The sequence below is a fragment of the Duncaniella sp. C9 genome, assembly GCF_004803935.1.
GTDB lineage: Bacteria > Bacteroidota > Bacteroidia > Bacteroidales > Muribaculaceae > Duncaniella > Duncaniella muris.
Genome location: NZ_CP039547.1, coordinates 1,147,795 through 1,163,051, shown reverse-complemented (window position 1 = coordinate 1,163,051; position 15,257 = coordinate 1,147,795). Strand labels below are relative to the sequence as shown.

Annotated in this window: 13 protein-coding genes, 1 other RNA gene and 1 pseudogene; 3 read left to right on the top strand and 12 right to left on the bottom strand. The window is 53.4% G+C overall.

All coding sequences use genetic code 11. The annotated features are described in order from the left end of the window. Positions 1-68: 68 nt before the first annotated feature. Positions 69-1,100: a hypothetical protein gene (locus tag E7745_RS04690; RefSeq protein ID WP_123398818.1), complete on the bottom strand. Its 1,032-nt coding sequence runs from the start codon at positions 1,098-1,100 to the stop codon at positions 69-71. Positions 1,101-1,388: 288 nt separating this feature from the next. Here E7745_RS04690 and E7745_RS04685 point away from each other — a divergent pair, with 288 nt between their 5' ends. Together E7745_RS04685 and E7745_RS04680 are read left to right on the top strand one after the other, a co-directional pair. Beyond that, entirely contained in the window at positions 1,389-1,979 is a 591-nt protein-coding gene (locus E7745_RS04685; RefSeq protein WP_136408399.1) for an RNA polymerase sigma factor, read from the top strand. A gap of 95 nt (positions 1,980-2,074) precedes the next feature. Then, positions 2,075-3,154 (top strand): porin, encoded by a 1,080-nt coding sequence (locus tag E7745_RS04680; RefSeq protein ID WP_123398820.1) that lies wholly within the window; start codon positions 2,075-2,077, stop codon positions 3,152-3,154. Between the two features lie 14 nt (positions 3,155-3,168). Here E7745_RS04680 and ffs read toward each other — a convergent pair. From ffs to ruvB, 8 genes and pseudogenes are all read right to left on the bottom strand, one after another. Beyond that, an RNA gene (gene ffs / locus E7745_RS04675) (signal recognition particle sRNA small type) lies at positions 3,169-3,268 on the bottom strand. A 698-nt stretch (positions 3,269-3,966) separates the two neighbouring features. Further along, the gene (tyrS, locus tag E7745_RS04670; protein ID WP_107033186.1) at positions 3,967-5,262 is read right to left on the bottom strand and encodes a tyrosine--tRNA ligase; all 1,296 of its coding nucleotides are present in this window, start codon (positions 5,260-5,262) and stop codon (positions 3,967-3,969) included. A gap of 71 nt (positions 5,263-5,333) precedes the next feature. Further along, a pseudogene (locus tag E7745_RS04665) lies at positions 5,334-6,529 on the bottom strand (pyridoxal phosphate-dependent aminotransferase). A gap of 191 nt (positions 6,530-6,720) precedes the next feature. Further along, a complete protein-coding gene (gene rsxC, locus E7745_RS04660; RefSeq protein WP_123398822.1) occupies positions 6,721-8,067 on the bottom strand; it encodes an electron transport complex subunit RsxC in 1,347 nt (448 codons plus the stop codon). A 4-nt stretch (positions 8,068-8,071) separates the two neighbouring features. Then, positions 8,072-8,944, bottom strand: a complete 873-nt coding sequence (locus E7745_RS04655) for an RnfABCDGE type electron transport complex subunit B (protein ID WP_123398823.1) — start codon at positions 8,942-8,944, stop codon at positions 8,072-8,074. Between the two features lie 47 nt (positions 8,945-8,991). Next, on the bottom strand, positions 8,992-9,414 hold the full coding sequence (locus E7745_RS04650; protein ID WP_123398824.1) for a SoxR reducing system RseC family protein: 423 nt from the start codon (positions 9,412-9,414) through the stop codon (positions 8,992-8,994). Between the two features lie 265 nt (positions 9,415-9,679). Continuing rightward, complete coding sequence (locus E7745_RS04645; RefSeq protein ID WP_172480111.1) at positions 9,680-11,170, bottom strand: lipopolysaccharide biosynthesis protein; 1,491 nt, start codon at positions 11,168-11,170, stop codon at positions 9,680-9,682. 88 nt (positions 11,171-11,258) lie between these two features. Then, complete coding sequence (gene ruvB / locus E7745_RS04640) at positions 11,259-12,275, bottom strand: Holliday junction branch migration DNA helicase RuvB (RefSeq protein WP_107033180.1); 1,017 nt, start codon at positions 12,273-12,275, stop codon at positions 11,259-11,261. Between the two features lie 126 nt (positions 12,276-12,401). On the opposite strand from ruvB, the gene E7745_RS04635 reads away from it, so the two are divergent. Continuing rightward, complete coding sequence (locus tag E7745_RS04635; RefSeq protein WP_107033179.1) at positions 12,402-13,388, top strand: ROK family protein; 987 nt, start codon at positions 12,402-12,404, stop codon at positions 13,386-13,388. A 101-nt stretch (positions 13,389-13,489) separates the two neighbouring features. Here E7745_RS04635 and E7745_RS04630 read toward each other — a convergent pair whose 3' ends face one another. From E7745_RS04630 to E7745_RS04620, 3 genes are read right to left on the bottom strand one after another with little or no spacing between them, the layout of a single operon-like run. After that, positions 13,490-14,083, bottom strand: coding sequence for a DUF5024 domain-containing protein (locus E7745_RS04630; RefSeq protein WP_123398827.1), 594 nt, complete (start codon positions 14,081-14,083; stop codon positions 13,490-13,492). Between the two features lie 59 nt (positions 14,084-14,142). Next, entirely contained in the window at positions 14,143-14,679 is a 537-nt protein-coding gene (locus tag E7745_RS04625; protein ID WP_107033177.1) for a hypothetical protein, read from the bottom strand. Next, the gene (locus tag E7745_RS04620; protein ID WP_107033176.1) at positions 14,676-15,182 is read right to left on the bottom strand and encodes an RNA polymerase sigma factor; all 507 of its coding nucleotides are present in this window, start codon (positions 15,180-15,182) and stop codon (positions 14,676-14,678) included. The genes E7745_RS04625 and E7745_RS04620 overlap by 4 nt, the downstream gene beginning before the upstream one ends. Between the last annotated feature and the right edge of the window lie 75 nt (positions 15,183-15,257).

Sequence of the window (15,257 nt, the reverse complement as noted above, 5' to 3'; positions counted from 1 at the left end):
ATAGGTTAAAATCCGGTAACTCGTGAGAGCAGCCGGATTTGTTTTTTCTGAAATGATCAAATGAATAATCAAAGCCCCATGACATCACGCAGCAGCGGCAGCTGGGCATCCATAGTAAAATTGCGGCTGCGTTCAAGGGCTTTCCGTCCACAGCGCTCTCTCAGTCCGGAATCAGACAACAACGCATGCAGCCCGGCGGACAGAGAGTCAAGATCGCCGAGACGATAAGGAATGCCGGCACCGTCTGAGAAGAAATAACTGATGACCGAGAGATCTGTATAGACCACCGGCTTTGCATTCCTTGCAGCCGAAATGGCAAGCATCTGACCGGAAGCCCCGACATCTTCCCTGAGAGGGACAATAACAACCTCGGCACCCGTAAGGATCGACTCGAACTGATCTTTCGGGAGATTGTAAAGAAGAGTTACATTGTCAAGGGAGGGAGGGCACTCAATGCCGTTAAGCGATGAGGCGACAAAGACAAACTGTCTGTCAGGAAAACGCCCGGCAAGTCTGAACATCAGAGGATAGTCTCGGTTCGTATATCCTCCGGTAAACACATATGAATCAGGAAGACCGGCTGTCCGTTGATCCTCTTTGGCCACGGGTGTGAAATCGGAACAGAATGGTATGAATTTCAGATTAACTTTTGACGAAAGGGCTCTGTAGTACTCGATCTCCCCCTCTGACTGGGTCAGAATAGTAAAACGGCTGTCGGCAAGGAGAAACCGGAGAATTCGTTTCACCAGCGGTTTGCGTCCGAGTTCATGTAGATAAAAATTATGGAAGTAGACGCGGCAGTCGCCCAAAGCCAGTCCGGCCAGACGGCAGATGAGCATGAACGGCAACTGGGCCGAAGTGCAGTAGACAATGCGGTTTCTGAAAGTCAGCGGCTGCACAGCCCATTTGAAAAAGGCCTTGGTCCATTCACGCAGCAGACCTTTCTTTGAAAGAAAACCGGACTTCGAAGCCTCTGATATATAAAGCAATCTGACCTCTCCCCCGTTGGCCGCATACCACTCTGCCACACTTGGCAGGCCATAGGATTTATATTGGTTGAGAACAACCATTGTTTTGCCGCAGTGTTCGGAAGAAGCCATGATATTGTGAAGATTCAGGTTGTGGTGGTGGGAATAGCAGATTCTAACGTCGTTTTTGCCTTGTTTCAGACAGTTCTTAAATAGAAGAACACCAATTCATCGGAATTATTGTGTGAAACATAGAATAACAGTGGTTAAAGTATGTCAATACAATTGCGAGGTCAATGAAATTTTGATATATTTGCCATAGGAATTCCGGTTTATTGTATGCCGCCTTTATTTTAACGTTTTTAATCAAATTTACCGCCTATAGAACATTGCTACTCTAACCAATCAAACGAGAAACCAATGCAAAATCTGTCAAAGCTCGCCGACCGTGATCTGGTTGCAGCTTATGCCAATGACAACAACAACGCTTTTGACGTATTGCTTGAACGCCATCAGCAGAAAGTCTATTCCTACATTTTTCACATTGTAAAAAACAAGGATATTGCCGACGACATCTTCCAGGAGACATTCGTCAAAGCCATCATGACCATCAAGCAGGGACGCTATACCGAGCACGGCAAATTTTCGGGATGGCTCACCCGGATAGCCCACAATCTGATCATCGACTTCTTCCGCCAGGAAAAAATCGAGAATGCCGTCTCGGCCGATGACGAAACCAGCGATGTGCTCAACCGCCGCGACCTCTGTGAAGGGAATATCGAGGATGCCATAGTGAGCACCCAGATCGACGAAGATCTGCGACGCATTGTCATGGCCCTCCCTGATCCGCAGCGCGAGGTGCTCGTGATGCGCTTCTACCGCAACATGTCATTTAAGGAAATAGCCGAAGCCACATCCGTCAGCATCAACACCGCTCTCGGACGCATGCGCTACGCCATCATAAACATGCGCCGCATCGCTGCCGAAAACAATATCGCACTTGCCATCTGAGAGGAGCGGCCGGCCCCATTCCGCGTGCAGGCTGACTTCTCTAAAGAAAAATTTCATAAACCCGCATCATTCAGACTCTATCCTCACACTGACTAATGAAACTACACATCAGACATCTCTGCCTCCCTCTTGCCATCGTTGCCTTTCTGGCATCATCTCAGAAAAGTCTTGCCGCTGAAAACCAGCAGTCCGGCACTCAGCCGCAATCTGACGAAGTCAGCAAAGACAAGGTTAATCTTGTCCCCAAAATCCACGGCACAGTCCGCGCCCGCTGGGAGATGGACACCAAGGGGGGCGAAAACCGCTTTGCGGTGCGCAATGCCCGCGTGTCTATTTCCGGAGAGATAGCCCAGCCTATCGACTATTATATCCAGACCGACTTCTGCGACCAGGGCAAAATGAAGATCCTCGATGCCTGGGGGCGTGTCAGCTTTACCAAGCGCCTGCGCCTGCAGGGCGGACAGTTCCGCCTGCCTTTCGGCACCGACTGTTTCCGCGGACCGGGCACATATTTTTTCTCAAACCACTCGTTTATCGGCGGCATAATGAACAACGTGCGCGGTGTCGGAGCCAAGCTGAGCTATACCTTTCCCACAAGCGGATCATCGCTCCTCAGCCTTGAAGCCGGAGCGTTCAACCCCACTTCGATGGCTGACCATAATGTGTGGGTGAAAGAGATGGCCTTTGCCGGAAAAGCCCTTTGGACAATCGGCGAGGTAAAGATCGCCGCCGGTGCCGAGACTCTTATCCCGGACTCTGTGCGCATCAATTCGCTCACGGGCTCCGTGACATGGACCCACGGCGGTCTCACTCTTGAGGGCGAGTATCTCAACAAGCACTACACCAACAAGGCCCACAAGGCTGCTCACGGCTACAATGTGTTTGCCGACTACGGTTTTCCTGTAAAAGCAGGCATATTCAACCGCGCCTCGGTCCAGGCCCGATTCGACGGAATGACTGCCTACAGCAGCGGTAACAGAAATGACGAAGGGAAACTTTTCACTGACTATGCCGCGCGCAACCGTGTGACAGTCGGGGGTACTCTGAGCTACATTTATAAATTCGTGCGCTGCGATCTGCGCCTCAGCTATGAGAAGTATTTCTATCACCACGATGCCGTGGTGCCTGTAGGCGACGGAGATAAAGTGTGTGCCGAACTGGTTGTAAAGTTCTGAAAAGGGCACAAAAAAAAGGGTAAGCTTACTACATCGCACCGCTACAACCTGATACCGTTGCTTCGATCAAGACCTGGCGGAGTTCTCAGGGAGCTGGTCGTGTAGGACTTACCCGGCTGCAAAGGTACTACTTTTCCCCGAATCCGCAAGCATCCAGGCTGAATATTTTTCTCGCGGAGCAGATTTCTTCAAAAAATTCTTTCTAAAAACGTCAAAAATACGGCCTCGCTGGCGCTTTCTCCGAGCATCAGCGAGGCTGCAACGCATTCGCGCGGTAATGAAGCCAGACAAAGATGCAAGAATAAAACGCCACATCCAGTCCGGCTGATGCGAAGAAGGAAGACGCAGCGCCAACTATCTGCTGCCGGAAACATCCTGAAATCGGCCCGCACTAATTGTTTTCAATTAGAACAGACACCTAAATAATAGAAAATTACCCATATTTAGGTATGTTCAGACGCATAATGTTATTGTAATTTTGCATACAGATAATTATACGAGAATAACAGATAAAAACATTTGGACAATAAAGCTTAGCTATAGATAGCTCATGTAATCTATTTTAATTGAATGCTATTGTTTAAACGGTATGATGCAAAGTCGCGATGACCCCTACATCATACCGGTTTTTATTTCCTGCATAGACTTTTATCGGACAGCAATAATATAAAAAGCAAGCCCAACTTCTTTTTCTTTCAAGAAGCCGGACTTATCTTTTTATAATTTAGCAGACAGTAATAATCTTGAATGGCGCTTAGAGGTGATTATGCAACACTCCTCTTAAAAAAACGTCATTTCATAGGGGCGGATTGTCAGTCTGCCACGTGGAGCAGGAAGTAGTTCTTCTTGCCGCGCTGCACGAGGATGTATTTGTCGTTGAGAAGCATGTCGGCAGTCACGGGAGCATAGGGATCAGAGATTTTCTCCTTGTTGATGCTGACTCCTCCGCCCTGGACCATTTTTCGCATCTCGCCCTTCGAGGGGAAGACGGCGGCTGTCTCGGTCAGCAGATCGGCAAGTTTCACTCCTTCGCTGATGGCCGAACGGGGCACTTCGAACTGCGGCACACCTTCCATCACTGCAAGCAGAGTGGCTTCATCGATCTTGCGGAGGGTCTCGCCGGCATGGTTGCTGAAGAGAATCTGCGAGGCTTCGACGGCGGCTTCATAGTCAGCTGCCGAGTGTACCATTGTGGTGATTTCCTTGGCCAGACGCTTCTGCAGCGGACGTGCGCCGGGATTCTGGGCCTGCTCCTCGACGAGAGCGGCAACCTCCTCACGGGTCAGTTCAGTGAATATCTTGATATATTTTTCAGCATCGGCGTCAGAAACGTTGAGCCAGAACTGGTAGAACTTGTAGGGTGAGGTGTAGCGCGGATCGAGCCACACATTGCCGCTTTCGGTCTTGCCGAATTTTCCTCCGTCGGCCTTGGTGATCAGCGGGCAAGTAAGTGCGTAGGCCTCGCCTCCGGCTGTGCGGCGGATAAGTTCTGTGCCGGTGGTTATGTTGCCCCACTGGTCGGAACCGCCGAGTTGCAGACGGCAGTTTTTCTCCTTGTAGAGGTGGAGGAAGTCATAGCCCTGACAAAGCTGATAGGAGAATTCGGTGAACGACATGCCCTGCTGTGATTCGCCGCTCAGGCGCTTCTTCACTGAATCCTTGGCCATCATGTAGTTGACGGTGATATGCTTGCCTACGTCGCGGATGAAGTCAAGGAAACTGAAATTCTTCATCCAGTCATAGTTGTTGACCATCTCGGCTGCGTTTGGCGCATCGGAGTCGAAGTCGAGGAATTTGGCAAGCTGGTTCTTGATTGCCTCCTGATTGTGGCGGAGGGTTTCTTCGTCGAGAAGCTTGCGCTCCTGGCTCTTCATGGAGGGGTCGCCGATCATGCCTGTGGCGCCGCCTACGAGCGCGATGGGCTTGTGGCCTGCGCGCTGGAAGTGTTTGAGCATCATGACGCCCACAAGGTGGCCGATGTGGAGAGAGTCAGCCGTCGGGTCAATGCCGAGGTAGGCTGTGGTCATTTCTTTCTTAAGCTGCTCGTCGGTGCCGGGCATCATCTGATGGATCATGCCGCGCCATGAGAGTTCTTCTATAAAGTCCATGTACAATGGGTTTGTTTTAGTGTATGTTTGATTTAAGAGGCTGTTTAAAAACAAGCTCTAACGGATATGGATTATTTCAGTGTGGCGAGTGTGGCGGCGATGCGGCGCATGGCTTCGCGCAGATTGTCGTCGGAAGTGGCGTAGCTCAGACGGATGTAGCCTTCCATGCCGAAAGCGCCGCCGTCGACTGTTGCAACGTGGCCTTTTTCAAGGAGATACATGGCCAAGTCGGCCGATGAGCCGATGGTGTTGCCTTCGGGAGTGGTCTTGCCGATATATGCGCTGACTTCGGGAAGAGATAGAAGGCGCCATGCGGGCAGTTGACTTTCAGTCCGGGGATCTGCGAGGCGAGCTCTACCACAAGGTTGCGGCGACGTTCGAATGCCTTGTTCATCTCAGCCACACACTGCTGCGAACCGGTGTAGGCAGCCTCGGCGGCTTTCTGCGCGATAGATGATGCGTTTGACGAGTACTGACCCTGGAGTTTGGTGACAGCCTTGGCAAGCCACTGGGGAGCTGCGCAGTAGCCTATACGCCAGCCGGTCATGGCGTAAGCTTTGGAGACACCGTTGATGATGATGGTGCGGTCAGCGATTTCGGGGAATGATGCCAGTGATGTGAAAGATCCTGTGAAGTTGATGTGTTCATAGATTTCGTCGGCCAGCACAAGAATCTGCGGATGCTTTGCGAGCACGTCAACCAAGCCCTGTAGTTCTTCGCGCGAATAGATGCTGCCGGTGGGGTTCGAGGGCGAGCAGAGGAGTATCATGCGAGTGGCCGGAGTGATGGCTGCTTCGAGCTGGGCGGGGGTGATCTTGAAATCCTGGGTGATGTCGGCCTGAACTTCGACAGTTGTGCCGCCTGCCAGTTTCACCATCTCCACATAGCTGACCCATGCGGGCATGGGGATGATAACCTCGTCGGCCGGATTGATGGTGGCGAGGATCACATTGCAGAGGGCCTGCTTGGCACCGTTTGACACCACGATCTGCTCCGGAGCATAGCTGACACCGTTTTCGCGCGAGAGCTTTTCAGACACAGCCTTGCGCAGCGACATATAGCCCGGCACAGGGGTATAGAATGTATAATTCTCGTCAATGGCTCGTTTTGCGGCATCCTTGATGTGGGCCGGGGTTTCGAAATCGGGTTCGCCGACTGAAAGATTGATCACATCGACACCCTGAGCCTTGAGCTCGTTGCTTTTTTGCGACATGGCCAGTGTGGCCGATGGTGCGAGCGCCTGCACTCTGTCAGAAATGTGGGTCATTACGAATCTGTTTTAATGGTTAAGTTGATATATTTGTGCAAAGATACGGATATTTGCCGAATAAGCCGAGCAAAAAAATGTGCCGGATTCAAAAAATCCGGCACATTTTTCATTCATTATACCTGAGGGGCATTGACTATTGCCAGAAGCCCTCGGTGTTTCGGGTGAAATACGAGGCCGCTGACACTGCGTCAGGCCTTCTTGGCTGCTGCGCGGGCGCGCATGGCGGCCATGACTTTCTGTTTGCCCAGACGGACGAAGTCGACAACCGGACGCGAGGCGGGGCAGGCGTAGCTGCATGATCCGCACTCTATGCAGTTGGCCACCTTGTTGGCTTCAACCTCATCCCACTCCTTGAGACGAGAGAGAGTGGCAAGCAGGAAGGGTTCGAGTCCCATCGGACATGCGTCGGAGCAGCGGCCGCAGCGAATGCAGTTTTCAACCGGGCGGCGGTGGGCATAGCGCTTGTCGAGCAGGATGCCTGAGGTGCCCTTGATCATCGGAGTCTGGAGCGTAGAGGCTGTACGACCCATCATCGGACCTCCGATGATGATCTTTTCAGGTTCCTCCAGGCCTTCGGTCAGAGTGGCGAGGATAGTTCCGAACGGCACCCTCAGGTTGCGTCCTGTGTTGCCGTCATGAAGAGTGAGCACGCGGTCCATAAGCGGTTCGCTGAGCACTACGGCACGGTAAACGGCATAGGCTGTAGCCACATTTTGGACTATGGCTCCGGTTGCGATAGGCAGACCGCCGGAGGGCACTTCCTTCCCGATGACAGCTTCGATGAGCTGCTTTTCGCCGCCCTGCGGATATTTGACTTTCATGGGCATCACTTCGATTCCCGGTACGGTAGAAGCCGCCTGGGTCAGGGCCTCGATGGCTTCGGGCTTGTTGTTTTCGATAGCGATGACTCCGCGGCTTACGCCTGCGGCTTTCATCAGAAGGCTCACGCCCTTGACAATCTCACGCGGGTTCTCGCGCATGAGCATGTCGTCGCAAGAGAGACAGGGCTCACACTCGGCAGCGTTGATGATCACCACCTCTGCCTTCGATCCGGGAGGGGGCGACAGTTTCACGTGGCAGGGGAAGGTGGCTCCGCCAAGGCCCACGATGCCGGCATTCTTGATGATGTCTATGATGGCTTTGCCGTCAAGCGCGGCAATTTCGGCTTCGCTGCGGGCCGGAGTCTCGCGCTGTTCGAGCGCCTTTGCGTCAGCCTCGCGGTCGGCCTCATCGCTCTTGATATAGATGGCCTCCACGGGCAGTCCCTGAGGGGTGCGGCAGACGTCGATCTTGACCACGGTGCCTGAAATGGGGCTGTGGACGGGAGCCGACACAAAACCGCCGGCCTCGGCAACCATGTCGCCGCGCTTTACTTTATCGCCTTTTTTCACTACAGGCTTTGCCGGAGCTCCGATGTGCTGGGCTACCGGAAGGACTACTTCGGCGGGAAGGGGCATATTTTCAATCGGCTTGCCGGCCGCTATCTTGTTTTCGGCGGGATGGATGCCGCCAATTTTAAACGTATGGAGTTTCATGGTTTCAGGCGGGAGTTTCTTCAGTTTTCAGTTTTACCTCTGCTGTGGGAGCGGCTTTCTTCACGGGGAAGTTCACGGCATGGATGGCGTGGGTCGGGCAGACGTCCACACACTTGCGACAGAGCTTACACTTCTCATAGTCGATATATGAAAGATTGTTGGCGATGGTTATGGCCTCGTGTGTGCACTCTTTGGCACACTTCGTGCAGCCGATGCAGGCAACCTTGCATTCTTTCATTGCCAACGCGCCTTTTTCTTTGTTAGAGCAGGCCACGTAGACCCTCATGCCGCGTGGGCCTTTGAAACGGAGCTCGATTATGGAGCGCGGGCAGGCCTTGACGCAGGCGCCGCAGCCCACACACTTATCTTCGATCACCTCCGGCAGACCGGTTTCGAGGTTCATCTTCATAGCGCCGTAGGGGCAGGCGGTAACACAGTCGCCACAGCCGAGACAGCCGTTGGGACAAGCTGACTCGCCGGTGCCGAGCGAGGCAAGCACGGCGCAGGTGGGCGCACCCTCGAATCGGGCTATCTGCGGACGCAGGTCGCAGGTGCCGTTACATTTGATTACAGCGATTTTGGGTTTGGTCTCGGCGGCGGCCAGTCCGACAATCTCACCGATCTGTTTCATGACCGCGCTGCCTGAAGCCGGGCAGGAAAGTCCGTCGAGCGTATCGGCTCCGACACATGCGGCCGCGAAGTCTCGACATCCGCTACGTCCGCAACCGCCACAGTTAGCGCCGGGCAGAAGGGCTTCAACTTGGTCAATACGGGGATCTTCCTGAACATGGAAACGCTTGGCCACAATGTAAAGCACGGCAGCGCCCACAATTCCGATAACCCCAAGTACAATAATGGAAGTTACAACAACATTCATGGTAAAAAATTATAAGAGCCTGTATAACAGATATATTTTAATCAGTACTATAGCCTGGTCACTTTCCAGCTGATCTTCTGGGCCAATTGCCTGCGGAGGCGGTAGAGCAGGAGATCATAGAGCAGCAGAAAGCCGAAACCTATGGCGAGCGACCAGCCTCCAAGTTCCGGGAAACCGAGCCGGAGACCGACCACGGAGCCGCCGAAAATCAGCGTCGGGAGAATCAGCGCCCACCACGTGGCCCTCAGTGTAGAGCCTGAGCTGGCAGTAACCTCCACCCGTTCACCAGGATTGAAGTCCGAAGCAAGCGGAGTGTCAATGGTCAGGAGTTCATGGCCGCCACCTTTGGTGTTGCACAGGGCGGTGATGGCACATCCGTCACATTTACACGCTTCTTCGGTGCGAATGGTCAGCGAGTTCCGGCCGACCGATTCGATCACTCCACGGTGTGTTACGTCTTCTTTGCTCATCGGGATTTTGGTTAAAATGCAATATTATGCGTCTGCAAAGTTAGCGTTTTCTCACCATTCGGACAAACAAAAATTTCATCTCCCGCTCCGGCTGACCGGAAATGACATGGAAATGGCACTCAACCTCTAAGAAATTGTTTAGAGGGTGTTTCATAACAAGAGTTAAAATCTGAGTGGTGTATCTTTTAGATAAATTGTTGCAAGGGAGGAAGAAGCATAGCCACGCTATCTGACGAATGAAAAGCCGGAAAGAGCCGGCCATCCTTCAGCGCCGCCGAGGGAGCATATCTGACAAACGGATATGCTCGATGCGCATGGCCATCAGAATATAGCCCAGCAGCAGTGGGGTGCGTATGATCATGTTGAGCCAGGGCCGGTGGCCGAAGGCTATAAGTTCGGCGAAAAACCACAGCGCTATCGCACTGACGAAATAGAACACTATGCGCGAAACCTGGTAGCCGATCGGAAATTTGACAAGTCCGGCCAAATAGCTCACCAGCATCATGGTGCCATAGCAGGCAAATGATGCCCAGGCGCAGCCCATATAGCCGAAGCGAGGCACGAGCAGTACGTTTAGCGCCACAGTGACAGCCAGTCCGAGCAGCGAGAACCACATGCCCCAGACCGTCTTGTCGGTGAGCTTATACCACAGCGAGAGGTTGAAGAAGATCCCGAAGAAGAATTCCGCTATCATGACTATAGGCACCACCTTGAGGCCGCTGAAATAGCTTTCGGCTATGAACAGGCGCAGAATATCGAGGTAGAACATCACTCCGAGAAAGATGACCATAGCGAAGATGACGAAGTATTTCATCGCATCGCGGTAGCTCTGCATGCGGTCATCGCCTCTGTCCTTAGCCTTGGCGAAGATAAATGGCTCGTAGGCAAAACGGAATGCCTGAATAAACATCACCATCACAATGGCAATCTTGATATTGGCCCCATAGATGCCGAGCTGCGACATGGCCTCGGCCTTATCGGGATACAGTTCCGGGAAGAGGATTGAATAGAGCGTACTGTTCATGATGCCGGCAATGCCAAGTACCAGGAGCGGCGCGGAGTAGGCTATCATCTCTCGCCATAGGCGCGGATTGAACTTCCAGCTGAAGCCACGGAGTTCGGGCAGCAGCAACAGCATGGTCACAGCCGAGCTGACAAGGTTGGCCAGGAAGATGTAGCCGATGCCGAAATCAGGATCATAGAACCAGGCTATCCAGCCGGGAGCCTGGGTCCAGAGCCAGGGGCAGATGAGTATGAAAAACAGATTCAGTCCGATGTTGAGTCCGATGTTGACCAGACGCAGCAGAGCGAAGCGCATGGGGCGTTTGCGGAAACGCAGATATGAGAACGGCAGGCAGCAGAATGCGTCGATGGCCACTGTCAGAGCCATCATGACAACGTAAGTTTCATTTCCTGCGCAGTGCATGGCCTCGCTGACCGGGCCAAGCACGGCAAGCACAAGCGCCATGAAAGCCGTCGAGCTGACGGCAAGCGAGATCAGCGAGGTTGAGTAGACCTCCATCGGGTCCTTGTAGCGCTCATGGTTGGCAAAGCGGAAAAATCCGGTTTCCATTCCGTAGGTCAGAATGATCAGCGCCAGCGCCACTATGGAGTATATAAAGGTGACAAGGCCGTATTCGGCCGAAGGAAACATGCGGGTGTAGAGCGGCACCAGACACCAGTTGAGAAAACGTCCGATGATGCTGCTCAGTCCGTAGATGGCCGTATCCTTGGCCAGTGACTTGATTCCTGCCATTATTGCAGAGCGGTAATTTGATTTTTTTGAGACTGTAACAATTTTTTAGAGGCTGCTAAAAAACAACCTCTTATATTCCAGGAGGGGATCAGAACAGCGTCCCCATAGCCGAGGGCGGGTTGAGATGCAGGTGGGCATAGGCCAGCGATGTCACTTCGCGTCCGCGCGGAGTGCGCCGCAGGAAGCCCTCCATTATCAGGAAAGGTTCGTAGACCTCCTCAATGGTGTCCTGCTCCTCGCCGATAGCCGTCGCGATGGTCGAAAGGCCCACCGGACCGCCTTCAAACTTGTGGATCATGGTCAGCAGGAGCTTGTGGTCCATCTCATCGAGTCCGTAGCGGTCAATATTTAGCGCTTCGAGAGCGAAACGGGCAATCTCCGGATCTATCTCGCCGCTGCCTTTGACCTGGGCGAAGTCACGCACACGCCGCAGGAGCGCATTGGCTATTCGCGGAGTGCCGCGGCTGCGCATGGCTATCTCATGGGCCGCCTCGGCACTGCATCTGACTCCGAGGAGTGCGGCCGAGCGGAGTATGATGCGTTCGAGCACCTCATGACTGTAATATTCCAGATGGCAGTTTATGCCGAAACGCGCGCGCATCGGCGCTGTCAGCATACCCGACCGGGTGGTGGCGCCAACGAGGGTGAAGGGAGAGAGCGAAAGCTGTACCGAGCGGGCGCCCGGGCCTTTGTCAATCATTATGTCGATGCGGTAATCTTCCATAGCCGAGTAGAGATACTCCTCCACCACACGGCTCAGCCGGTGGATCTCGTCGATGAAAAGCACATCGTTCTCCTCAAGCGAGGTCAGTATTCCCGCCAGATCGCCCGGCTTGTCAAGCACCGGCCCGGAAGTCACCTTGAAGTTGACTCCAAGCTCATTGGCAATGATGCCGGCGAGCGTTGTTTTTCCAAGACCAGGAGGGCCGAAGAGCAGAAGATGGTCAAGCGCCTCTCCCCGCATCCGCGCGGCCTGCACGAACACCTTGAGGTTTTCAACCACTTTTTCCTGACCGTTGAAGCCGTCGAAATATGACGGACGCAAGGCTCTTTCATACTCCTTGTCGGCGCTGCCGCGGTCATGTATGTCGAATTCATTTTCCATCAGATGACAAAATTAGCAAATTTCCATGAATTTTGTTCCAAACATCCGCCATTTGTCTTATCTTTGTGCTTCAATCAATTTATAAATATAAATCTTTAATCCTTTAATCCCCCACATTATATCACAATGAGCAAACCTTACGTAGTGGGTATCGACATAGGCGGTACCAATACAGTTTTCGGCATCGTCGACGCACGTGGCGTAGTTATCGCCAGTTCCTCCATCAAGACGCTGAAACATTCCGATGTCAACGCATATCTTGACGAGCTTTACAATGAAGTGACCCGGCTGCTTGTGGCCAATGACGCTGTTGACAAAGTCCACGGCATAGGCATAGGCGCACCCAACGCCAACTACTACACCGGCATGATCGAAAAACTCGTCAATATCCCCTGGCCCACTCCCCTGCCCCTGGCCCAGATGGTCAGCGACAAGTTCGGCATACCCGTGGCCATCACCAACGATGCCAACGCCGCTGCAATCGGCGAGATGACCTACGGCGCAGCCCGCGGTCTGAAGGATTTCATCATGATCACCCTCGGCACCGGCGTAGGCAGCGGCATAGTTATCAACGGTCAGCTCGTCTACGGTCATGACGGTTTTGCCGGCGAACTCGGCCACACCATCATGAAGCGCAACAACGGCCGTCTCTGCGGCTGCGGCCGCACCGGCTGCCTCGAAGCCTACTGCTCGGCTTCAGGCGTAGCCCGCACCGCCCGCGAGTTCCTTGAAATCCGCACCGAGCCCTCGGCCCTGCGCACAATTCCTATCGAAGCCATCACTTCAAAAGATGTCTATGACGCAGCCGTGGCCGGCGACAAGCTTGCCAACGAGATCTTCGAATATACCGGCAACATTCTCGGCGAGGCTTTTGCCGAATTCACCGTATTCTCATCGCCGCAGGCCATAATCCTCTTCGGAGGTCTGGCAAAATCCGGCGAGCTCCTGCTGCGTCCGCTGCGCGAGTCAATGGAGAAAAACATGTATCCGGCATTCAAAGGCAAGGTGCAGATTCTTCTTTCAGAGCTCAAAGACGCCGACGCCGCCGTGCTTGGCGCAAGCGCCCTCGGCTGGGAAGCCAAGGCCCAGGTTCCGGCAGTGCCCCAGGCATGACACACGCATGTCACCTGACATGACGGCCCGGAAATAATCAAAGGACACGACCACGGCTGAAAATCCGTTTTCGTGTCCTTTGACTTTCGCTATATCTAATCTCAAATACTTGAATTCACAGGGTCCTGCATGTCTGTGGTCACAATGATTACCGCATGACATTCGTCTGCGTCAACCACCAGGCTATCCTCCGGCTCATCGGTCCGGAAAGTCATCTGGCGGACAAAGTTCCCAGGAGCCGGCATAGAATCAAACCAGATAGTGTCAGTGATCTCACTGTCAGAGCGGTCTTTTGACGATGAAGAGCGCCGGGCCTTGTCGACCGACAGCACCCATCCGCCGCGATGCTGCCTGATGAGCACATATTTTATAGCCATATGCTTGCTGTCTTCGAAAGAGATTGAATAGACCTCGGCTCCGCTTGTGGTCTTCATCTGAAAGGCCACAGCCTTTGACCGCTCCTTCTTCATGGCGTCCCTGATCTTGGCGGCCATCTTGTCATCATCGAAGTTAAACATCCGGCTTGAGCGGATGACCGCGCGGGTCGACGGATCACGTTTCTCCGAGAAAATCTCGTTTGTCACAGATTTTGATTTCTGAAGCGTGGCTATCGCCGCATCAATCGAGCTCTGGGCCATAGCTCCCAGCGCCGGGAACATCACTATGACCATTAAAATATATCTTAGAAATTTCATATCCGATAGAGTTTCAGGTATGGTGTAACTTATGATCCCCTCTTCAGGAATTGCAGTAATCAATAGCTAAGAGAAGCCTTGACCACCTCGGCCACATCAGGGTCCGACATGTCAAAATCTTCCATCAGCGCTCTGTCAAAAGCATCTTCCGCCTCTTCAAGCGATCGGTCGAGCTGGCTCAGACGCTCGCTGACGAGCTGGTCGTTGCGACGGATTTCAGGGACGACAACACGAAGGTCCGTGATCTTCTTGCCATCGCGGATGATGTAACTGCCCTCATAGGCCATGTATTCTTCAGGCAGATCTGCGGTCTGCATTCTGAACACAAAGCCGAGCCCCAGCAACAGGGCCACGGTGGCGGCCACTCCTGTCCACTGCCAGCGGCGCAGTCTCGGCAGCCTTATGGGTTCAGGTGCTGCGGGAGCCTGACTGAGAGAGCCATACCAGGCAAACATCTCCCGGTAACTCTCCAGTTCAGCCGGAATATGGCCGTGACTGAAATAGTCATACAGCGCCCTCTCTTCCGCAGAGGTGGTCTCTCCGGCAAGAAAACGCTCCACATAGCGGCTGACATTATTCTGATCTATTTCTTTCATGACTGTCTTTGCATAAAAATATCTCTGATATTCTGACGGGCTCTTGAAAGGGCTACCCGGATAGAGCCCGGCGTAGAACCGGTGAGCCGGGCAATCTCCCCGACCTCCAGGCCTTCTATATGCTTCATTCTGATGACTGCCTGCTGCACCGAAGGGAGCGATGCAATGATCTCCATCACGCCCGCCGTCTCCTCGGAGTCAATCACTGTCTCTTCGGGCGAGACTCCGTCTGAGATGTCGCCCACATGCTCCATCCCGACAGTTGAGCTGCCGTAGGAACTGCGCAGAAGGTCGAGCGTACGGTTGCGGGCTATCACAAAGGCCAGAGAGTCTATACTCCTGTACTTGTCAAGTTTATCCCGCATCATCCACAGTTTCAAAAGAGTGTCCTGAGCTACATCGTCAGCCATATCGGAGTCAGCCTCAGCCGACATGCCGACAACCATGCTGACAATGCGCTCCCTCAGCCGGGGTGCCATCCGTTCAAACTCGCTGCGGTCCATCAGTCTCTGCGGGTCCTTTCAAAGGTCCGTTTATCATATAGACGGAAAATTGGTGTCAACGTTACATCTCGGTTT

What these genes read in the sequence shown, in the direction of transcription:
- E7745_RS04690 (WP_123398818.1), bottom strand. Translation starts at nt 1,100, where the DNA reads ATGGCTTCTTCCGAACACTGCGGCAAAACAATGGTTGTTCTCAACCAA.
- E7745_RS04685 (WP_136408399.1), top strand. Translation starts at nt 1,389, where the DNA reads ATGCAAAATCTGTCAAAGCTCGCCGACCGTGATCTGGTTGCAGCTTAT.
- E7745_RS04680 (WP_123398820.1), top strand. Translation starts at nt 2,075, where the DNA reads ATGAAACTACACATCAGACATCTCTGCCTCCCTCTTGCCATCGTTGCC.
- tyrS (WP_107033186.1), bottom strand. Translation starts at nt 5,262, where the DNA reads ATGGACTTTATAGAAGAACTCTCATGGCGCGGCATGATCCATCAGATG.
- rsxC (WP_123398822.1), bottom strand. Translation starts at nt 8,067, where the DNA reads ATGAAACTCCATACGTTTAAAATTGGCGGCATCCATCCCGCCGAAAAC.
- E7745_RS04655 (WP_123398823.1), bottom strand. Translation starts at nt 8,944, where the DNA reads ATGAATGTTGTTGTAACTTCCATTATTGTACTTGGGGTTATCGGAATT.
- E7745_RS04650 (WP_123398824.1), bottom strand. Translation starts at nt 9,414, where the DNA reads ATGAGCAAAGAAGACGTAACACACCGTGGAGTGATCGAATCGGTCGGC.
- E7745_RS04645 (WP_172480111.1), bottom strand. Translation starts at nt 11,170, where the DNA reads ATGGCAGGAATCAAGTCACTGGCCAAGGATACGGCCATCTACGGACTG.
- ruvB (WP_107033180.1), bottom strand. Translation starts at nt 12,275, where the DNA reads ATGGAAAATGAATTCGACATACATGACCGCGGCAGCGCCGACAAGGAG.
- E7745_RS04635 (WP_107033179.1), top strand. Translation starts at nt 12,402, where the DNA reads ATGAGCAAACCTTACGTAGTGGGTATCGACATAGGCGGTACCAATACA.
- E7745_RS04630 (WP_123398827.1), bottom strand. Translation starts at nt 14,083, where the DNA reads ATGAAATTTCTAAGATATATTTTAATGGTCATAGTGATGTTCCCGGCG.
- E7745_RS04625 (WP_107033177.1), bottom strand. Translation starts at nt 14,679, where the DNA reads ATGAAAGAAATAGATCAGAATAATGTCAGCCGCTATGTGGAGCGTTTT.
- E7745_RS04620 (WP_107033176.1), bottom strand. Translation starts at nt 15,182, where the DNA reads ATGGACCGCAGCGAGTTTGAACGGATGGCACCCCGGCTGAGGGAGCGC.